Source organism: Halorubrum sp. JWXQ-INN 858 (assembly GCF_009806985.1).
GTDB lineage: Archaea > Halobacteriota > Halobacteria > Halobacteriales > Haloferacaceae > Halorubrum.
Genome location: NZ_WUAX01000007.1, coordinates 21,750 through 38,156, shown reverse-complemented (window position 1 = coordinate 38,156; position 16,407 = coordinate 21,750). Strand labels below are relative to the sequence as shown.

General features: G+C 71.8%; 17 protein-coding genes. 6 read left to right on the top strand and 11 right to left on the bottom strand.

The genetic code is table 11. The features are described 5' to 3' along the window. Positions 1–154: 154 nt before the first annotated feature. Entirely contained in the window at positions 155–1,318 is a 1,164-nt protein-coding gene (gene gcvT / locus GRS48_RS05260) for a glycine cleavage system aminomethyltransferase GcvT (protein ID WP_159484276.1), read from the bottom strand. A gap of 132 nt (positions 1,319–1,450) precedes the next feature. Continuing rightward, positions 1,451–1,699 (bottom strand): hypothetical protein, encoded by a 249-nt coding sequence (locus tag GRS48_RS05255; protein ID WP_159484274.1) that lies wholly within the window; start codon positions 1,697–1,699, stop codon positions 1,451–1,453. A gap of 177 nt (positions 1,700–1,876) precedes the next feature. Between GRS48_RS05255 and GRS48_RS05250 the strand changes: the two genes are divergently transcribed. Then, complete coding sequence (locus GRS48_RS05250) at positions 1,877–2,407, top strand: NYN domain-containing protein (protein WP_159484272.1); 531 nt, start codon at positions 1,877–1,879, stop codon at positions 2,405–2,407. Positions 2,408–2,424: 17 nt separating this feature from the next. Here GRS48_RS05250 and GRS48_RS05245 read toward each other — a convergent pair whose 3' ends face one another. From GRS48_RS05245 to GRS48_RS05210, 8 genes are all read right to left on the bottom strand, one after another. Then, entirely contained in the window at positions 2,425–3,138 is a 714-nt protein-coding gene (locus GRS48_RS05245) for a S26 family signal peptidase (protein ID WP_394351189.1), read from the bottom strand. Between the two features lie 137 nt (positions 3,139–3,275). Continuing rightward, a complete protein-coding gene (locus GRS48_RS05240; RefSeq protein WP_159484270.1) occupies positions 3,276–4,040 on the bottom strand; it encodes a Nif3-like dinuclear metal center hexameric protein in 765 nt (254 codons plus the stop codon). 93 nt (positions 4,041–4,133) lie between these two features. Further along, positions 4,134–5,453 (bottom strand): glutamyl-tRNA reductase, encoded by a 1,320-nt coding sequence (gene hemA / locus GRS48_RS05235; protein WP_159484268.1) that lies wholly within the window; start codon positions 5,451–5,453, stop codon positions 4,134–4,136. Further along, positions 5,450–6,112 carry a bifunctional precorrin-2 dehydrogenase/sirohydrochlorin ferrochelatase gene (locus tag GRS48_RS05230; protein WP_159484266.1) on the bottom strand — a complete coding sequence of 221 codons (663 nt, stop codon included), beginning with the start codon at positions 6,110–6,112 and terminating at the stop codon, positions 5,450–5,452. Before GRS48_RS05230 ends, hemA begins: the two co-directional genes overlap by 4 nt. A gap of 28 nt (positions 6,113–6,140) precedes the next feature. Continuing rightward, the gene (locus GRS48_RS05225; RefSeq protein WP_159484264.1) at positions 6,141–7,226 is read right to left on the bottom strand and encodes an Lrp/AsnC family transcriptional regulator; all 1,086 of its coding nucleotides are present in this window, start codon (positions 7,224–7,226) and stop codon (positions 6,141–6,143) included. A 259-nt stretch (positions 7,227–7,485) separates the two neighbouring features. Continuing rightward, positions 7,486–7,953: a hypothetical protein gene (locus tag GRS48_RS05220; RefSeq protein ID WP_159484262.1), complete on the bottom strand. Its 468-nt coding sequence runs from the start codon at positions 7,951–7,953 to the stop codon at positions 7,486–7,488. 14 nt (positions 7,954–7,967) lie between these two features. Beyond that, positions 7,968–8,357 carry a 30S ribosomal protein S6e gene (locus GRS48_RS05215; protein ID WP_159484260.1) on the bottom strand — a complete coding sequence of 130 codons (390 nt, stop codon included), beginning with the start codon at positions 8,355–8,357 and terminating at the stop codon, positions 7,968–7,970. A 175-nt stretch (positions 8,358–8,532) separates the two neighbouring features. Then, positions 8,533–9,246, bottom strand: coding sequence for a lipoate--protein ligase family protein (locus GRS48_RS05210; RefSeq protein ID WP_159484258.1), 714 nt, complete (start codon positions 9,244–9,246; stop codon positions 8,533–8,535). Between the two features lie 109 nt (positions 9,247–9,355). On the opposite strand from GRS48_RS05210, the gene GRS48_RS05205 reads away from it, so the two are divergent. The 5 genes from GRS48_RS05205 (at position 9,356) to GRS48_RS05185 (ending at position 14,888) form a co-directional block, all read left to right on the top strand. Beyond that, positions 9,356–11,035, top strand: coding sequence for a histidine kinase N-terminal 7TM domain-containing protein (locus tag GRS48_RS05205; protein ID WP_159484256.1), 1,680 nt, complete (start codon positions 9,356–9,358; stop codon positions 11,033–11,035). Continuing rightward, the gene (locus GRS48_RS05200) at positions 11,032–11,916 is read left to right on the top strand and encodes a hypothetical protein (RefSeq protein WP_159484254.1); all 885 of its coding nucleotides are present in this window, start codon (positions 11,032–11,034) and stop codon (positions 11,914–11,916) included. Before GRS48_RS05205 ends, GRS48_RS05200 begins: the two co-directional genes overlap by 4 nt. A 152-nt stretch (positions 11,917–12,068) precedes the next feature. Beyond that, positions 12,069–13,262, top strand: coding sequence for a multicopper oxidase domain-containing protein (locus GRS48_RS05195; protein WP_159484252.1), 1,194 nt, complete (start codon positions 12,069–12,071; stop codon positions 13,260–13,262). Between the two features lie 95 nt (positions 13,263–13,357). Further along, on the top strand, positions 13,358–13,819 hold the full coding sequence (locus tag GRS48_RS05190) for a PaaI family thioesterase (protein ID WP_159484250.1): 462 nt from the start codon (positions 13,358–13,360) through the stop codon (positions 13,817–13,819). 46 nt (positions 13,820–13,865) lie between these two features. After that, complete coding sequence (locus GRS48_RS05185; RefSeq protein ID WP_159484248.1) at positions 13,866–14,888, top strand: DUF5995 family protein; 1,023 nt, start codon at positions 13,866–13,868, stop codon at positions 14,886–14,888. Here the strand turns inward: GRS48_RS05185 and GRS48_RS05180 are convergent. Further along, positions 14,878–16,062: a M20 family metallopeptidase gene (locus GRS48_RS05180; RefSeq protein ID WP_321168305.1), complete on the bottom strand. Its 1,185-nt coding sequence runs from the start codon at positions 16,060–16,062 to the stop codon at positions 14,878–14,880. The two genes, GRS48_RS05185 and GRS48_RS05180, sit on opposite strands and share 11 nt — an antisense overlap. Positions 16,063–16,407 lie beyond the last annotated feature (345 nt).

Sequence of the window (16,407 nt, the reverse complement as noted above, 5' to 3'; positions counted from 1 at the left end):
GACCGGTCGCGGATCGGTCGTGGGGTGGTCGTGGACCGGTCGCGGATCGGTCGTGGGGTGGTCGTGGGCCGGTCGCGGATCGGTCGTGGGGTGATCGCGGATCGATCGTGGGCGCTCCGTCAACGACGACGGATCGTCCGCGCTCCCTCGGCGCTTATCGGTCGAGGAACGGCGGCACGACGACCTCGGCTCGTTTCTCCTCGCCGCGGACGACGACGCTCACGCGCTCGCCGTCCGCCGCGTGTTCGGTCCGCAGGTAGCCGAGCCCGATCGGCTCCGCCAGCGTCGGGCTCATCGTCCCGGAGGTGAGGTGTCCGATCCGGGTGAGGTCCCCGTCCGTGACGGCGTACCCGCCGCGGGGAACGCCGCGCTCGAGCAGGCGGATGCCGCGGAACCGTTCCTCGACGCCGTCCTCCTTCTGGACCTCGAGGGCGTCGCGGCCGACGAACTCCGTGTCGAGTTTCACGACGAAGCCGATCCCGGCCTCGTACGGCGTCCGCGGCTCCTCCTCGGGGTCGAAGTCCTGCCCCGACAGCAGGTATCCCATCTCCATACGGAGGGTGTCGCGCGCGCCGAGCCCGCAGGGCTGGACGTCGAACGCCGACCAGACGGTCTCGGCGTCGCCGGCCGGACAGAGCACTTCGAAGCCGTCCTCACCGGTATACCCTGTCCGGGCGACCCAGCTCCCGACGCCGGCGACCGCCGCGGTCGTCGCCTCGAACCGTGAGAGGTCGACGACGCGGCCGGTCGTCGTCGCGTCGTCGAGCGCGTCGGCCGCGTCGGGCCCCTGCACCGCGACCATGGCCCAGTCGGTCGTCGTGTTGACCACGTCAGCGTCGAGGCCGTGTTCGTCGCGGTAGTCGACCCACCGGTCGAACGCCGCCTCGTCGTGGCCGGCGTTCGGAACGAAGAGGTAGGCGGGATCGCCCTCGCCGGCGTCGAGGTCGCGGCCCGCCGCGTCGGCGGTGAGGTCGGCGGCGGCGTCGCCCGCGGCAGTGCCGTCGGGAAGCCGATAGACGACGGTGTCGTCGATCATGACGCCGTCCTCCGTGGTGATCGCCGCGTACTGGGAGTCGCCCGGGTCGAGCGCCGTCACGTCGTTCGTCGTCAAGCGGTTCATCAGGGTCGTCGCGTCCGGTCCGGCGACCTCGATCTCGCCCATGTGGGAGACGTCGAAGATCCCGGCCTCTTCGCGGACGGCCGCGTGCTCCTCCTTGATGGAGTCGAACTCGACGGGCATCGCCCAGCCCCCGAACCCCGTGAACTTCGCGCCGCGTGCCTCGTGAACGCCGTGGAGTGGCGGTGATCGCTCGGCCATATCGACCGATCTCCGGGACGGGCCTAAGGTGTTGCCATGGCCGTGATGAAGGGTGCCGCCGCCGACCCACCGTCCGTTGTTCGCCGTCAGCTACTCGCCGTCAACCGTTCGCCGCCGGCTGTTCGCCGTCAGCTACTCGCCGCCGTCGGTCGCGGCCGCGTGGACCGATTCCGCACACCAGACGTTGCCGCGGCGGCCGGCGCGCGAGAGCTCCAGTTTCACGACGGAGCCGGCCGGGAGGTCGGCGACGCGCTCGCGGGCCGCGTCGTCGGCGTAGTCGACCACGTGGTACGTCGCGTTGCGTGGATGTGCACGTACAGTGATGCATCCGTGATCGTTCTGTTCGGAAGCGACGGTGTAGGTGCTGGTTTTCGACGTCATATCCGTGTAAAGTTGGACAGCCCCCTTCAACGCTTCGTATAGCCAATATTTCCACTCGGGGAGTGATAATACACGTATAAGGGCTCCCGACGACGCGACCGATCGGTCGCGGTCCCGGCATCGGCCGTGGTCCCGCCGGATCAGCACGCCTATTTTCGCCGCGCCGCTACGGGGGGTATGGACGACAGGGATCGGGCCGACGACGAACGGGCGGGCGTCGCCCTCTTCGTCGACGGTCCGAACGTGTTGCGCGAGGAGTTCGACGTCGACCTCGACGACGTCCGCGAGTCGGGGGCGGCCGAGGGCCACCTCGTGACGACCCGGCTGTACCTGGACGAGCACGCCACGCCGGGGCTCATCCAGGCGGCCGAGGCGCGCGGCTTCGAGGTCGTCGTCACCAGCGGCGACGTGGACGTGAAACTCGCCGTCGACGCCGCCCGGTTCGCCGCCGAGGGACGGATGACGACGCTCGCGATCGCCTCGCGGGACACGGACTTCAAACCCGTCATCGAGGTCGCCAACGGCTACGGGATCCGGACCCTCGCGATCGCGCCGGGCGAGTTCGGCCGGTCCGACGCGCTCCGGAACGCGGCGACCGAGTCGGTCACCCTCGACGGGGACGTTCGACAGAACAGCGACGGTGGCGGGGGCAACGGGGACGGGTCGGAGGCGAGTTCCGGATCCGGGACCCGGGCGGACGCTGCCTGAGCGGGACGCGGTTCCTTTTAAATTCGGTCCCTGACCCGGCCGACGGCCAGCGACGCCACGCCGCCCGCCGTCGCGACGAGTCCCGCGAGAACGACGGCGGCACCGACGCCGAACCGGGCGACCGCGAGGTCGAGGACGATCCGAGGCCACCCGAGCGCGGGGACCGCGGTCAGCGCCCTCGCGTGTATCCACTCCGGGCGCACGACGGGGGCGATCCCCGCGCTCTGGTCGTACTCCGCGTTGGCGTCCCCGTAGGTGACGTACCCGTCATGCGGGGCCGGGCAGTGTCGGAGCGCAGCGCAGTCGCCGTCGATCCGGTCCGGATCCCCCCGACGAGTCCAGTCCTCCCCGGCCTCGACCGCGAACGCGACCCGATGTAGGATCGGTCGGCCGTCGTCGCCCGGTCGTGAGAACACGACGACGTCGCCGTCACCTGCCGTGGTGCGGCCGGCGTCCGGCCCCCCGCTCGGCTCCCCGGCGCGTTCTCGCTCCCCCGCGATCGGCCCCCACGGGAACCGGTCGATCGCGGTGACGACCACGAGGTCGCCCCGCTCGACAGACGGGGCCATGCTCCCGCTCTCGACGGCGACGAGCGGCGGCCACGCCCCCGCGAGGAGGACGAGCAGGGCCGCGATCGCCACGATCGCGACGAGGGGGCGGCCGACACGGGGGCAAGAGCGTCCGACGCGTCGGAGGCGGCGGACGGCCCGAGCGATCGATCGACGACTCACTGTCGGGAGGACGGGCGTCGAACGCTTGAGCGTGTCGTCGCTCCCCGTTGTCGTCGCTCCCCACTGTCGTCGCTCCCCCTCCTACCGGAATACGATCCCGCCCGACTACGACCTCGTCGGACTACGGCTCCGCCCGACTACAGCCCGGTTGGATGGCTCACGTACGTCGTCCCGATCCCCCACTCCTCGGTGAGTCCCTGGAGCGCCCGGACGCCGAACGTCTCGGTGGCGTAGTGGCCGGCGAGGAACACCGTGATCCCGGCCTCGCGCGCGTCGTGGTACGCCTGCTGTTTCCCCTCGCCCGTGATCAGGGCGTCCGCGCCGGCGTCGACCGCCTCGTCGAGCCAGTCGGTTCCCGACCCGGTGACGACGGCGACGCGTTCGACCCTCTCGGGCCCGAACGGGAGCACCTGTGTGGACCGCTCGCTCCCCTCGAACCCGTCCAAGCGTTCGCGGAGCGTCGCGGTCGGGACGGGCTCCGACAGCTCCCCGATCCGCCCGATCGGCACCGGACCAAGCTCCCCGAACGGCTCAGTCGTCGACGCGCCGATCGCGTCGGCGACGCCCGCCGCGTTGCCGAGTTTCGGGTGTCCGTCGAGCGGGAGGTGTGACACGTACAGCCCGGTTCCCGCGTCGGCGAGCGCGGCGATCCGGTCGTAGGTCCGACCGGTGACGCGCTCGATCCCGCCCCACGAGAGCCCGTGGTGTGTCACCAGCAGGTCAGCGTCCGCCGCCGCGGCCGCGTCGATCGTCTCCGCCGCCGCGTCGACCGCGAACGCGACGTGCTCGAGGTCCCCCGTCGACGACCCGACTTGAAGCCCGTTCGCGCTGGCGTCGACGTCGGCGTAGGCGGCCGTCTCCAGTCGGTCGTCGAGGCGACGTACGTACTCGGATCGGTCCATATCGACGGCTTCGCGGCCGCGCGGATAAAAACGGCGGCTCGTCGCGTCGATCCGCGGCTCGTCGCGTCGATCGACAACCCGGTGATCGACGGCTTAGTCGTCGGACTTCTCGGCGACCGCGGCAGGCGTGCCGTTCGCCGGATCCGAGCCGCCTAGCGACTCCGGCGGCGCGTCGAACTCGGGATCGAACAGCTGGAGCGCGGTTCGGATCGTCTCCCAGTCGTCGTCGCCGGCGGCGTCGCGGAGGGACTTCGTCGGCGCGGCGAGCAGCTGGCCGACGAGCGCGTCGGCCATCGCCTGCACCGTCTCCCGCTGGTCGTCGGTCAGGTCGCCCTGTGCGTCGAGCTTCGAGAGCGCCGTGTCCACCTCGCGCGCCTTCACCCGGTCGGCAGCGGCGTACATCGTGGCGATCGCGTCGTCCGCGCGCTTCCGCTTGTACGACGCCAACAGCCGGTCGAGCTCCGCGGCGACGATCGCTTCGACCTCACGGGCCGCCGTCTCGCGACGCTCCCGGGTCAGTCGAGTGACGCGCTCTAAGGCGTCGATGTCGAACAGCGAGACGCCCGGCAGCTCCCCGACGTCCGGGTCGACGTCGCGGGGTTGGGCGATGTCGATACAGACGAGCCCCTCCGCGTCCGCGAGGGCGTCGCGACCGATGACGGGGTCCGGGCTGCCGGTCGCCGAGATGACGAGGTCGGCGGTCGGCGCGACGCGGGCGAGGTCGCCCAGGGGGACGACCTCGCCGCTCGCGTCGACGTCGTTGACGACGAACTCCGCGTGGGGGAGCGTCCGGTTGGCGACGATGATCTCGTCGACGGCGGTCGCGTCGAGCGCCCGCGCCGCGAGCGTTCCCATCTCGCCGGCCCCGACGACGACGGCGCGGCCGCCCTCGAGGTCGGTCTCCCCGGCCGCCAGCTCGACCGCGGCCGACCCGAGCGAGACGACCCCCTCGTTGATCGACGTCTCGGTGCGCGCGCGCTCGCCGACGTGGATCGCCTTCGTCACCGCGTCCTCGAGGACGGGGCCGATGCCGCCGGCCGAGCGGGACTCCTCGAAGGCCTCACGGACCTGGCCGATGATCTGGTCCTCGCCGAGGACGAGCGATTCGAGCCCCGACGCGACGCGCATCAGGTGCTCGAGGCTCTCCTCGTGCCCGAGCCGGCGGACCGCGCCGGTCCGGACGGTCGGGGCGAACGACTCCAACGCGCTCGCCCCGTCCATGGCCCGGTCGACGACGACGTACGCCTCCGAGCGGTTGCAGGTCTGTAGCGCGAACGCCTCGGCGACGCCGTCTCGAGCGAGCAGGTCGGAGACGGTCGCTCGAACCCCGTCGCCGCCGGCGACGTGTATCTCGTCCACCGACGCACGGGCGTGGTCGACGCTCACGCCCGTGATGACGCCCGGTTCCTTCATGCCCGTAACACCTCCTCGATCACCTTCTGTGCCTCTTGAGCCCCCTTACTCCTCCCCTCTTGTAAAGCCTTCCAAACCCCGTCCGATCGGACGACTGCGCGGACGGCGTCGCGGCGCTTTCCGGGCGCGACGCCCCGCCGTTTGAGGTCCGCTCGGAGCTCCCCGGAGAGGTCGGCCATCGCCCCCGCGCCGTCGATCTCGGCCTCGACGCGCTCGCGGAGCGCCTTCGCGAGCGCCGGGCTCGCTCCGCCGGTCGAGATCGCCACCCGAACGGGGTCGTCGTCGACCGTCGCCGGCACGACGACGCTGCCCGCGTCGCGGCCGCCGGCGGCGTCCGTCCGGTTCACGAGCGCGCCGGCCGCCCGCGCCGCCGCCTCCGCCGCGGCGTTGATCGCCGGGTCGTCGGTTGCCGCGACGACGAGCGCGGGTGCGGCCCCTTCGACCCACGTCTCGACGTCGTCGGATGCGGGCGCGGCACGGACGAGTTCGACCCCGGATCCCGTCCCGGCGGCGGACGCGAGGAGTCCCGGATCGAACGTCGGACTGACGACGACGACGCGGGCCTCGCGGGCGAACCGCCGCGCCTTCCGGGCCCCGACGCCGCCCCCGCCGAACACGAGGACGGTCTCGTCGTCGAAGTCGTGGAACAGGGGGATCATCGCGAGCGCCTCGCGGTCATCGGGGGGTTCACGCCGTGTTGCTGTCGGCGCGTTCGGCGATCCGGATCCCCGTCTTCTTCAGGATACGCGTGGAGAACAGCGTGTCCCAGTCGTCCTCGCCGACGTCCCAGTACTCGGCCATCGTTTCTTTCACCTCCGCCACCCGACGCTCGCTCTCGGTCTCCGTCCGGCCGTGCGTCATCGCGAAGAAGTTGTACTCCCACACCCCCTCGTGGCGGGGGCGCTCGTAACAGTGAGTGACGAAATCGAGGGAGGCGACCGCCGGGCCGACCTCGTCCAGCACGTCCTCGGGCACGTCCCAGACGGTCATCCCGTTCTCGGTGTACCCGAGCGCGTAGTGGTTCGGGATCACGCCGACGCGCCTGACTTTGCCCTCCATGTCGAACCGTTGTATCGTCCGGACGACCCAGTCGACGTCGGCGTCGATCGCCGCCGCGACGTCGGCGTACGGCGTCTCCGTGATCGGGAGCCCGCCCTGGATCTCGACGACGAGGTCGCGCTCGGCGGGCGTGATCGTCGTTCGGCCGCTCGGCTCGACGTCGGGACCGAGCCCGGAGCAGTCGACGTCGCCGGTCGGGATCGGCCCGTCGACGAGGAACTTCGCGCCGACGTGGAACTCCCGCTGTTTCGGCAGGTTGTACGTCTCCTGACCCGTCGCCGCCTCGATCTCCGCTAACACCTCCTCGACCCGGTCGTCGCCGTCCTTGTCCGGATCGGGGTGGTCGGTGACGCTGACGACGAACCAGACGTTGAGGTGGGGGTGCTCCCGCTCGTAGTTGTGTGCGACCTCGCGGAACCCGTTGACGGTCTCGACGATCTCGTCGAACCGGTCCGGGGGCGCGTGCATCGCCACCAGCGACGCGGCCCCGCCGATCGCCTCCGCGTTGACGAGCGCGCCGAACCGCGAGAGGACGCCCTCCTCGTCGAGGGTCCGGACGCGTGCACAGAGCTCCGGGCCCGTCACGTCGACGCCGCGCTCGCGGAGCGCGGCCGCCGCCGGCTCGAAGGGACGGTCCGTCACGGGGAACCCGCCCTGGAACGCGTTGATGATCGCCCGGTCGAGCGTCGACAGCTCCGCATCGACCTCGGTCATACCTGATCGTGAGACCCGCGCGAGAATAAGGGATCCGACCCCGGTCGGGGAGTCGAGAGGGGTTAATAAACGCTTCCGCACCGCTCCGGGGAGGTTTATAAGCCTCCTTGCCCTGCTCCGCGGGAGTTTATAAGCCCGCTCGCCCCGCTCCGCGGGTAGTTATAAGCACCATCGCGCCGCTCCGCGGATGTTTATAAGGGGCTCGGGGTGCCCGGGAACCGCCGCGGCGGGGCGTCCCGCTGCCCCCGTCCCGACCGCCTCACCCGTCGAGGTCCGACGCGATGTCCGCGAGCGACGACCGGGGTCCGCGCCGGACGTCGTACACCGTCCGCTCGCCCGGGAGCCGGAGGCCGTACGACTCCCCGGCCGCGAGGACGTCGAGGAGGACGACGTCGCCCTCCTCCCGCCCGCCCTCCTCGAGCCACGCCGTCAGCCGGTTTCGTCCCTCGCCGGGCGTCCGTGCGAGCCGGCGGTTGTCGTACGCGCCCCGAAGCAGCCGGCCGTCCGAGTCCCCGTCGACGCGGGCGTGATACTCTTCCCGGTCGATCGTCACCCGGACGGCGTCCCCGACCGTGAGGTCGAGCGCGTCGAGCTCGCCGGACTCGACGACGCCCGCGAGGTCGTCGTCGGCCGGCAGCCGAACGCAGAGCCGTCTCGTCCCGCCGCTCCGAGCGAGTCGGACGCGGACGGACGCGAGGCTCTCGTCGTCGGAGGGAACACGCGGCATCTCGAAGGGGTCGCTTACTCGTCGTCGCCCTCGGAGAGGGCGGCGGCGACGTCGCCCTCGCCGTCGACGACGGAGACGTTGATCTGCGCGATGTCGTCGTCGACCTCGCGGCCGCGAACGGTGATGCGCTTGCGCTCGCCGTCGCGGGACGGCTTGAAGCCGACGCCGCCCTCGAGGAGGAGCTCCTTCAGGCGCGTGCCGGAGACGTCCTCGCGCATCGGTCGACCGGTCTCGTCGGAGCCGCCGGTGATCTCGACCGTGAAGTCGGCGAGGCCGACGGCGTCGCCGCCGATCTCGTCGCCGATCTCGCGGCCGAGGAACCGGTTCGCGTCCTGTCCGTCGACCTCGCGCTGGACCGTTTCGCCGGTGTCGGGGTCGGCGATGACGACTTTGAATTCTGCCATGGGAACACGGAGACCCCGGCCGATAAAAAACACGTCGAAAGCGCGATCCGCGGATCTCGCGTCCGCGACGGCCCTGCGGGCGGCGCACGCCGGATGCTCGGGAGCGACGATGTGGACCGGCGATCGGAGCCGGTTGGGCCTCCCGTTCCGCCCGCTGCTGTCTGCGGACGTGCGGTCACCAGGGATCCGGACCGACCCGCTCGACCCGCTTGCTTCCGTCCCCCCACGGTCCGTCGACGAACGCGGTCTCGAGACGCTTCGCGACCGCTTCGGGATCGTCCGGGCCGCCGGCGGCCGCGACGCTCCCGACGGTCCTCGGATCGAACCCGACGCCGAGCGCCCGATACACGGGCTCGAGAACGGTCGGGACGTCCGCCTCGTCGGCCGCCGCGACGACCAGACAGCCGGCGACGAGCGCCGCCCCCCGTCGAACGCGCTGTGCGATCCCCGCGACCTTCCCGCCGCCGCGAACGCGAAGCGAGTGTGCGCCCGGACAGAACGACGCCACCGGCTCGCCCGCCACGACGGTCGCCCCGCAGTCGTCGAGGGCGGCGCGGACGATCGCCGTCGCCGTCCCGTAGCGGGCGTCGATCCCCTCCCGCGCGTCGTCGATCGGCAGCGCCACCGCGAACGCCAGCGTCCGGCCGGTGTACGCGACCGCCCGGCCGCCGACGCGCCGCTCGATCGCTCGGTACCCTCGGTCGCTCGCCGCGCGCCGTGCGTCGGCGTATCCCTCCCGGTTCGCGTCCCGGCGACCGAACGCGACCTGACGGTGTGGCGGCCGAACGCGGACCGCCGTCGCACCCTCCTCGGCGGCGCGCGCCAGCGCGTCCGCGGTGACGTCGCGGTCGGCTTCGGGGGTCGATGCCCGCCCCCTGAGCACGTCCATACCGCCCCGTCGTCGCGTTCGGACAAGGCGTTTCGGGTCGTCGTTCCGCCGCCACCACCGTCGTTCCGTGACGCAAACGTTTTCCTGCTCGTTGGTTTGGGTCCGGTAGATGAGCGACCTGGGCGCGTTACCGGTACAGGCGTACCTCCTCGCCTGCCTGCTCGCGGGGGGCGTCGCCCTCTGGACCGCCCGCCACGCGTGGGCCGATCGGGACGAGCCGGCCGGCGTCGAGGTCGCGTTCTATCTCGCCGCGGCCGGGCTGTTCTCGCTGCTGTACGCCGTCCGGATCGCGAGCGGCGACCCCGACAGGATGGCGATCGCGTTACAGCTCGGGACGCCGCTGCTCGCCGCCATGCCGGTGCTCTGGGTGAGCTTCGCGCTCGCGTACGCCGGCCATGACCGCTGGCGAACGGAGCGCCGGATCGTCGCGCTCTCGGTCCCGGCGTTCGTCTGGGTCCTCCTCGCCTGGTCGAGCCGGACCCACGGCCTCGCCCGCCGATCGTTCGAGGCCGTCCGCGACGGGCCGTTCTCGCTGATCGAGCTCGGAGTCGGACCGGCGGGGCTCGTCTTCGTGGTGTACGCGTACGCGCTCTACTTCGTCGGGGTCCTCGTCGTCCTCGACCTGTACGCGCGAACCGGGAACCGATACCGCCTCCAGACGTTCCTCACGCTCCTCGGGACGCTGTTCCCGCTGTTGGCGGGGTTCGCGACGGTCGTCGACCTCGGGAGCTTCGGACACCTCGAGTGGACGCCGGTGGCGTTCGTCGTTCACGGCGCGTTCCTCTACGGCACGGTGTTCTGGCTCGGGACGCTCGACGCCGCGGTCGCGGCCCGCGACACCGCCGTCGAGGTGATGCAGGACCCGGTCATCGTGGCCGGGTCCGACGGCCGGGTTCGCGACCTCAATCCCGCCGCGGAGCGGCTGCTCCCGGCCGGCGCGGTCGGCTCGTCGCTCGCCGACGTGTTCCCCGAGCTCGAGTCGGGGGCACGACACCCCCTCTCGATGAACGGTCGGCGGTTCGACGTCCAGGAGGACCCGATCCGGGACCCTCGCGGGGCCGACCGCGGACACGTCTTCCTCCTGCGCGACGTCACCGCGCGCGAGCGCCGACAGCAGGAGCTCGAGCGGCGCGAAACCCAGCTCGAGCGCCAGAACGACCGGCTCGAGGAGTTCGCTGGGGTCGTCTCACACGACCTCCGGAACCCCCTTGCGGCCGCGACCGCCGCCGTCGAGCTCGCGCGGTACAGCGACGGGGCACAGGACGACGCGCTGGGTCGCGCCGCGGCCGCCCACGAACGGATGGACGACCTGATCGAGGGGCTGCTCGCGCTCGCCACCGCCGGCAAGGCGGTCGATTCCGTCGCGGACGTCGCGGTGGACGGGACGGTCCGCACCGTCTGGTCGCGCCTGGAGACGGCGGACGCGACGCTCGCGGTCGACGCGAACGACCTCGCGGTCCGGGCGGACCGGGACCGGCTCCAGCAGCTCCTGGCGAACCTCTTCCGCAACGCGATCGAACACGGCGGCGACGACGTGACCGTTCGGGTGACCGCCGACGAGGCCGACGGCCGCGTCCGGCTTCGGGTGGCGGACGACGGCCCCGGGATCCCGCCCGACGAACGGGACCGCGTCTTCGAACGCGGCGTGTCGCTCGGCGACGGGACGGGGCTCGGACTCTCGATCGTGCGGGACGTCGCCGAGGCACACGGCTGGTCGGTTCGCGTCGCGGACGGGTCGCTTGAGGGGGCCTGCTTCGATATCGACGGGATCGACCCGGCGGGCCGATGACGACCGTCTCCCTTCCGAGCGGCGTACTCGATCGGTATCGACGCTTCTCGCGGTTCAATTCGCCGTATCCCGCACACGACGCGGGTCGGGCGGTCGACCTGTACCCCGCCGGGAACGACGGGCTCTCGCCCGTGTCGGGGGTCGTCCGCTCGACGCGGACCGTCGGCTGTCCGGACCGACCGTACGCCGCCGCGACCGACCACCTGATCGTCGTCGCCCTCGACGACGAGTGGTGCGATCGGGCCGGCGCGGAGCCGGGGACGACCGCTCGCGTCCTCCACGTGATCCCGACGGTGGAGCCGGGCGATCGCGTGGCCGTCGGCGACGTGTTGGGGCCGATGACGCGGTCCGGGTTCTTCGGCCGTTGGGTCGACAATCACGTCCACCTCGGGTTTCGGGCCCCCGGGTCGGACGCCCTCCGCGCGAGCGGCTCGCTGCCGGTCGCCGTCGACGTCCCCGTCGCCCCGACGCGCTGGGACGGGACCGGCGTCGTGGTCGAGCGCGGGCCCGCTCACGTCGTGCTCGACGCCCCCGTTCCCGCGGTTTCGGGCGGGGCGTTCTCGGCGATCGCGAGCGACGAGGGAGTGCCGCTGGACGGCGGGCTCGCCCACTACGCGGGCGGCGGCGCGTTCGCGCCGGTCGACGGGAACGTCTCGCTGCTCGGGACGCGGATCGGGACCGCCCGCGGGCGGGGGATCGCGTGGGACCCGATCGACGTGCTCGCGAACGGCGAGCGCGTCGTCGGGCTGTCGCTGTTCGCGACGCGCGACGGGCGCGGCGCGAAGGTGGTGTGCCCGAACCACGGGTTCGCGGTCGGGGACGACGTGACCGTGACGGTCCGCCGGAGCGACGACCCGATCCGGCTCGGGGTCGGGCGATGACGCGGAATGGCCGTCGCAGTCGACGGTGACGCGGCCCCGGAATGCGGCCTCGGCGTGTCGGGCGGTCCCGATGCGAACAGGTTCGGTCGGGTTCTCCCTGAGTGACAATCCCCTCGGCGGTTTAGGTCCCGTCCAGACCGAGAGGGATCTGTATGACCGACTACGACGCGGACGGACGGCGTATCGCGACCCGACGCGGCTTCCTGTCTGCGGCCGGTTCGGCCGGCGTCCTCGCGCTCGCGGGCTGTGCGGCCCCGGACGCTAGTGGAGGGGGTGCGGCGGCCGAGGCGGACGCCGAACCGGAGCGCGTCGCGGTCGGGGACGACTGGAGCGCGAGCGATTCCACCGACGTCGAGACGGACTACCCGTACACGTCGCCTCCGGAGGTCGTCGACCTCGACGCACGGGACGGGGCGGTGACGCTCTCGACGGAGGCGTGTCGACACCAGCTGTTGGGCGACGACGCTGCGGGCGGCCCCTGGGAGCTTCCGGAGGTGTGGGCGTGGAAGACCGCCGACGGCGACCCGAGCGTCCCGGGGCCGCTCCTCCGAGTGACGGAGGGTACGGAGATGCAGATCACCTACGACAACACGCAGCATTCGCGACCGCACACGTTCCACGTCCACGCGCTGTCGAAGCGGTGGATGGACGACGGCGCGCCGACGACGACGGGCCAACAGATCGCGCCCGGCGAGGAGGGGACCTACGAGATCACGGCGGACGTCCCGGGGACGCACCTCTACCACTGTCACTTCCAGACACAGAACCACCTCGATCTGGGGATGTACGGGATCCTCCGGGTCGACCCCGTCGACTACGAACCCCCGGACAAGGAGTTCTTCGTGACGGTCAAAGACTGGGATACGCGGCTGTCCGCGTCGACGGCGGGCGGCGACGTCGACTTCAGCCACCGCGACCGGAACCCGGACGTCTTCACCGTGAACGGACGGGCCGCCCCGTACAGCCTTCACCCGGAGGAGGGGTCGCCGATGATCGTCGAGCAGGGCGATCGCGTGCGGGTCCACGTCACCAACAACGGCTACGAGTCGCACTCGATGCACACGCACAACCACCGCTTCGAGGTGGTCGAGAAGGACGGCGGCGTGATCCCGGACGCGGCCAGACACAAGGAGGACGTGACCAGTATCGCGCCCGCCGAGCGGAAGACGCTGGAGTTCACCGCGGACGCGGACCCCGGCATCTACGCGATGCACTGTCACAAGGTGAACCACGTGATGAACGGGGACACCTACCCCGGCGGGATGCTCACGGGGATCGTCTACGAGGACGCCCTCGGCACCGAGCAGTTCTCGAACCTCATGGACAACGCGGGATACGACGCCTGAGACGGTCCGTGGAGGCGACGTCGGCGACCGATAAACCGCCCGTCGGTTTCGACGGGTTTCCCGACGTACAAGCCGCCCGACGACGACGTGGCGGCATGGCCGAGTTCGACCCGACGGAGATGGAGCCGCTGCCCGAGGAGGCGATCGCCCGGATCGAGCGGCGGATAGAAGAGGAACACGGCTACCTCTCGTGGCTGAACACGTCCGTGGACGTCGTCGAGCGGGGCCGGATCGTCCTCTCGATCCCGTTCGACGAGACGCTGACGAACGCGGACGGCCGGACGATCCACGGCGGGGTCGCGGCGACGCTCGTCGACACGGCGGGCGGGGTCGCCCAGCGCACCGTCTTCGACGACCCGTCCACGGGCGGCGTCGCCACCGTGAACCTTACGACCAACTACCTCCGCCCCGCGACCGGCGACCTGCGCGCGGAGGCCGAGGTCGTCCGGTCGGGCGGGTCGATCGGCGTCAGCGAGATGCGGGTCACGAGCACGACCGACGACGGGTCCCGGGCGGTCGTCGTCGGACAGGGATCCTTCCGACTGTTCCGCGAGTAGGGAAACCCGGCGGACGTTTAAGCCCCGCCGTCGCCAACGTGGCGCGATGAACGACGGTTCCGCGGCCGGGCTCCTGCTCGACGCCGACGTCCTGCGGCGGCTGTGGCGCGGGATCAGACTGGACCCGGCCGACTTTTCCGGCGGCGGAGGCGGTGCCGATCCGGAGCTGATCGCGCCCGTAACGGAGCCGTTCACGTCGGTGGCCGACGTCGCCGACCGGCTGGGCCGGCTCGAACGCCGGCTCGTCGATCGCGGCGACCGACGGTCGGTGTTCCTCACGGTGTACACCGAGATGACGGCTCGAACGGCGGCGGCCATCGATGACGGGGAGTTCGACGACGGCGAGTGGATGCGCCGCTACCTCGTCCGGTTCGCGGAGTACTATCGAGTGGCGTTCCTCGCGTTCGAGCGTGGGGCCGTTGGCGACGTCCCCGACCCGTGGACCGTCGCGTTCGGGACCGCGGTCCGCGGCGACGCGCTCGTCGTTCAGGACGCGTTTCTCGGGATCAACGCGCACATCGGGTACGACCTCGCGTTGACGCTGTCCGACGTCGGAATCGACCCGGACCGCGACCGGAAGTACGCGGACCATCGTCGGGTCGATGCGATCCTCGCGCGGCTCGTCGCGATCCAACGGGACCTGCTCGCGGAGCGGTACGCGCCGGGTCTCTCGCGGGTCGGCGAGACGATGCACGGGCTCGACGAGCGCTGGTCGGCGACGGCGCTCCGGGCCGCCCGCGAGACGGCGTGGCGGGTCGCCGTCGTGCGGTCCGACGCCAGGTGGCCCGCGATGGGGACGGTCACCGAGTGGCTACTGTCCCGCACGGCGACCGGCGGCGCGTCGATCGTCTCGTCGCCGGCCGCCAGCCCGTCGACGATGCGGGCGCTCCACGAGGTCGAGGCCGACCGGTTCGACCTCGCGTCCTACACGCGCGCGTTCCACGAGCGGGCGACGCCGACGGTCGCCGACGGGACGATCGGTGAAGCAGGCAGTGACGCCGACGGGTCGGCCGGCGAAGCGAGCAGTGACGCCGACGGGTCGGCCGGCGAGGAGCGCCCTACCGGATGAACTCGCGGACGACGTCCTCGAGGACCGCGCGCCCAGTGTCCGCGTCGGCGAGCGGGATCGACTCGTCGACCGTGTGCGCCTGATCGAGGTCGCCCGGCCCCCACGTGACCGCGGGGATCCCCGCGTCGTTAACGAAGTTCCGCGCGTCGGTGGCCGCCTCGATCCCCCACGGCTCGCTCACGCCGCCGTCGGGACCGACCGCGTCGACGGAGCGCTCGCGGAGCGCGGTCGCGAGCGGGTGGTCGACCGGGACCGACGACGACGCGTACGTCTGGATCCGCTCCCACTCGGCGTCGACGCCGTGTTCGGCGGCGACCCGATCGAGCAGCGCGTCGACCTCGGCGTCGACGTCGTCGACGTCGTCGTCCGGCAACACCCGCCGATCGAGGATCAGCTCGGCGCGGTCGGGAACCACCGCGAGGTTCGATTCGGTGCCGGCCTCGATCTCCGTCACCGTCGCGAACGCGCCGCCGCAGAGCGAGCCGCCCCGGCCGCGGAGGTCGGCGTCGTACTCGTCGATCGCGTCGAGCACGGGTCGGGCGGCGTCGATGGCGTTCACGCCCGCGTCGGGCTGGCTCGCATGGGTGGCCTCGCCGTGGACCGTGACCCGGTAGACGGCGAGCCCCTTGGTGCTCGTGGCGACCCGGAAGTCGGTCGGTTCGAGCACGACGCCCAGGTCGCCGTCGAAGCCGCGTTCGAGCAGGGTTCGGGTGCCCGGATCGGCCGTCTCCTCGCCCATGGCCGCGTGGACGACCACGGACCCCGACAGCTCTCCCGACCGGATCTCCGGGGCGAGGTCGCGGGCGACGAGCATCGCGATCGCGACGCCGGTCTTCATGTCGGCGCTCCCGCGACCGTAGAGCCGGCCGTCCTCGATCGCCCCCTCGTACGGGTCCGCAGACCACGCTTCGGGGTCGCCCGCGGGGACGACGTCGAGGTGGCCGTTCAACACGACGGTCGGGCCGCCCTCGCCGACCCGGGCCCCTACCTGCGGCCGGTCGGGGTCGGGCTCCTCGAGGAGGGTCGCGTCGATCCCCGCGTCGCGGAACCACTCGTGGACGAACTCGGCGGCGGGCCCCTCGTTTCCGGGCGGGTTCTCCGTCGGGATCCGAACGAGGCTCCGCGCGAGCTCGGCGAGCTCCGTCGAGCGGTCCGCGTCGGACGCGTCACTCACGGATCCATCCCCGTCGGACGGCGTCTCGCGCGGGAGCGTTTCGCGTGGCGAGTCGTTGCGGTCCTCGCGGATCGACGTGCGGTGTCCGTGGATCGACGTGCGGTGTCCGTGGATCGATACACGATGTCCGCGGACCGATGCACGATGTCCGTGGATCGATGCGTCGTGTCGGAACGCCGGCGCAGGTCATCGTCTCCTCTTTCGCGGGCGACGGTCGATAAAGCTCCCGGGGATGCGGGCAGGACACCATCCTGTAGCGGCCGCGCCGGCAGGTAGCGAGGGGCCGCGTCGAACGCGCCGTGCGGGGGCCGTGTGCTTATGCGATCGAGTCACGTACCCTCGCGT

What these genes read in the sequence shown, in the direction of transcription:
- gcvT (WP_159484276.1), bottom strand. Translation starts at nt 1,318, where the DNA reads ATGGCCGAGCGATCACCGCCACTCCACGGCGTTCACGAGGCACGCGGC.
- GRS48_RS05255 (WP_159484274.1), bottom strand. Translation starts at nt 1,699, where the DNA reads ATGACGTCGAAAACCAGCACCTACACCGTCGCTTCCGAACAGAACGAT.
- GRS48_RS05250 (WP_159484272.1), top strand. Translation starts at nt 1,877, where the DNA reads ATGGACGACAGGGATCGGGCCGACGACGAACGGGCGGGCGTCGCCCTC.
- GRS48_RS05240 (WP_159484270.1), bottom strand. Translation starts at nt 4,040, where the DNA reads ATGGACCGATCCGAGTACGTACGTCGCCTCGACGACCGACTGGAGACG.
- hemA (WP_159484268.1), bottom strand. Translation starts at nt 5,453, where the DNA reads ATGAAGGAACCGGGCGTCATCACGGGCGTGAGCGTCGACCACGCCCGT.
- GRS48_RS05230 (WP_159484266.1), bottom strand. Translation starts at nt 6,112, where the DNA reads ATGATCCCCCTGTTCCACGACTTCGACGACGAGACCGTCCTCGTGTTC.
- GRS48_RS05225 (WP_159484264.1), bottom strand. Translation starts at nt 7,226, where the DNA reads ATGACCGAGGTCGATGCGGAGCTGTCGACGCTCGACCGGGCGATCATC.
- GRS48_RS05220 (WP_159484262.1), bottom strand. Translation starts at nt 7,953, where the DNA reads ATGCCGCGTGTTCCCTCCGACGACGAGAGCCTCGCGTCCGTCCGCGTC.
- GRS48_RS05215 (WP_159484260.1), bottom strand. Translation starts at nt 8,357, where the DNA reads ATGGCAGAATTCAAAGTCGTCATCGCCGACCCCGACACCGGCGAAACG.
- GRS48_RS05210 (WP_159484258.1), bottom strand. Translation starts at nt 9,246, where the DNA reads ATGGACGTGCTCAGGGGGCGGGCATCGACCCCCGAAGCCGACCGCGAC.
- GRS48_RS05205 (WP_159484256.1), top strand. Translation starts at nt 9,356, where the DNA reads ATGAGCGACCTGGGCGCGTTACCGGTACAGGCGTACCTCCTCGCCTGC.
- GRS48_RS05200 (WP_159484254.1), top strand. Translation starts at nt 11,032, where the DNA reads ATGACGACCGTCTCCCTTCCGAGCGGCGTACTCGATCGGTATCGACGC.
- GRS48_RS05195 (WP_159484252.1), top strand. Translation starts at nt 12,069, where the DNA reads ATGACCGACTACGACGCGGACGGACGGCGTATCGCGACCCGACGCGGC.
- GRS48_RS05190 (WP_159484250.1), top strand. Translation starts at nt 13,358, where the DNA reads ATGGCCGAGTTCGACCCGACGGAGATGGAGCCGCTGCCCGAGGAGGCG.
- GRS48_RS05185 (WP_159484248.1), top strand. Translation starts at nt 13,866, where the DNA reads ATGAACGACGGTTCCGCGGCCGGGCTCCTGCTCGACGCCGACGTCCTG.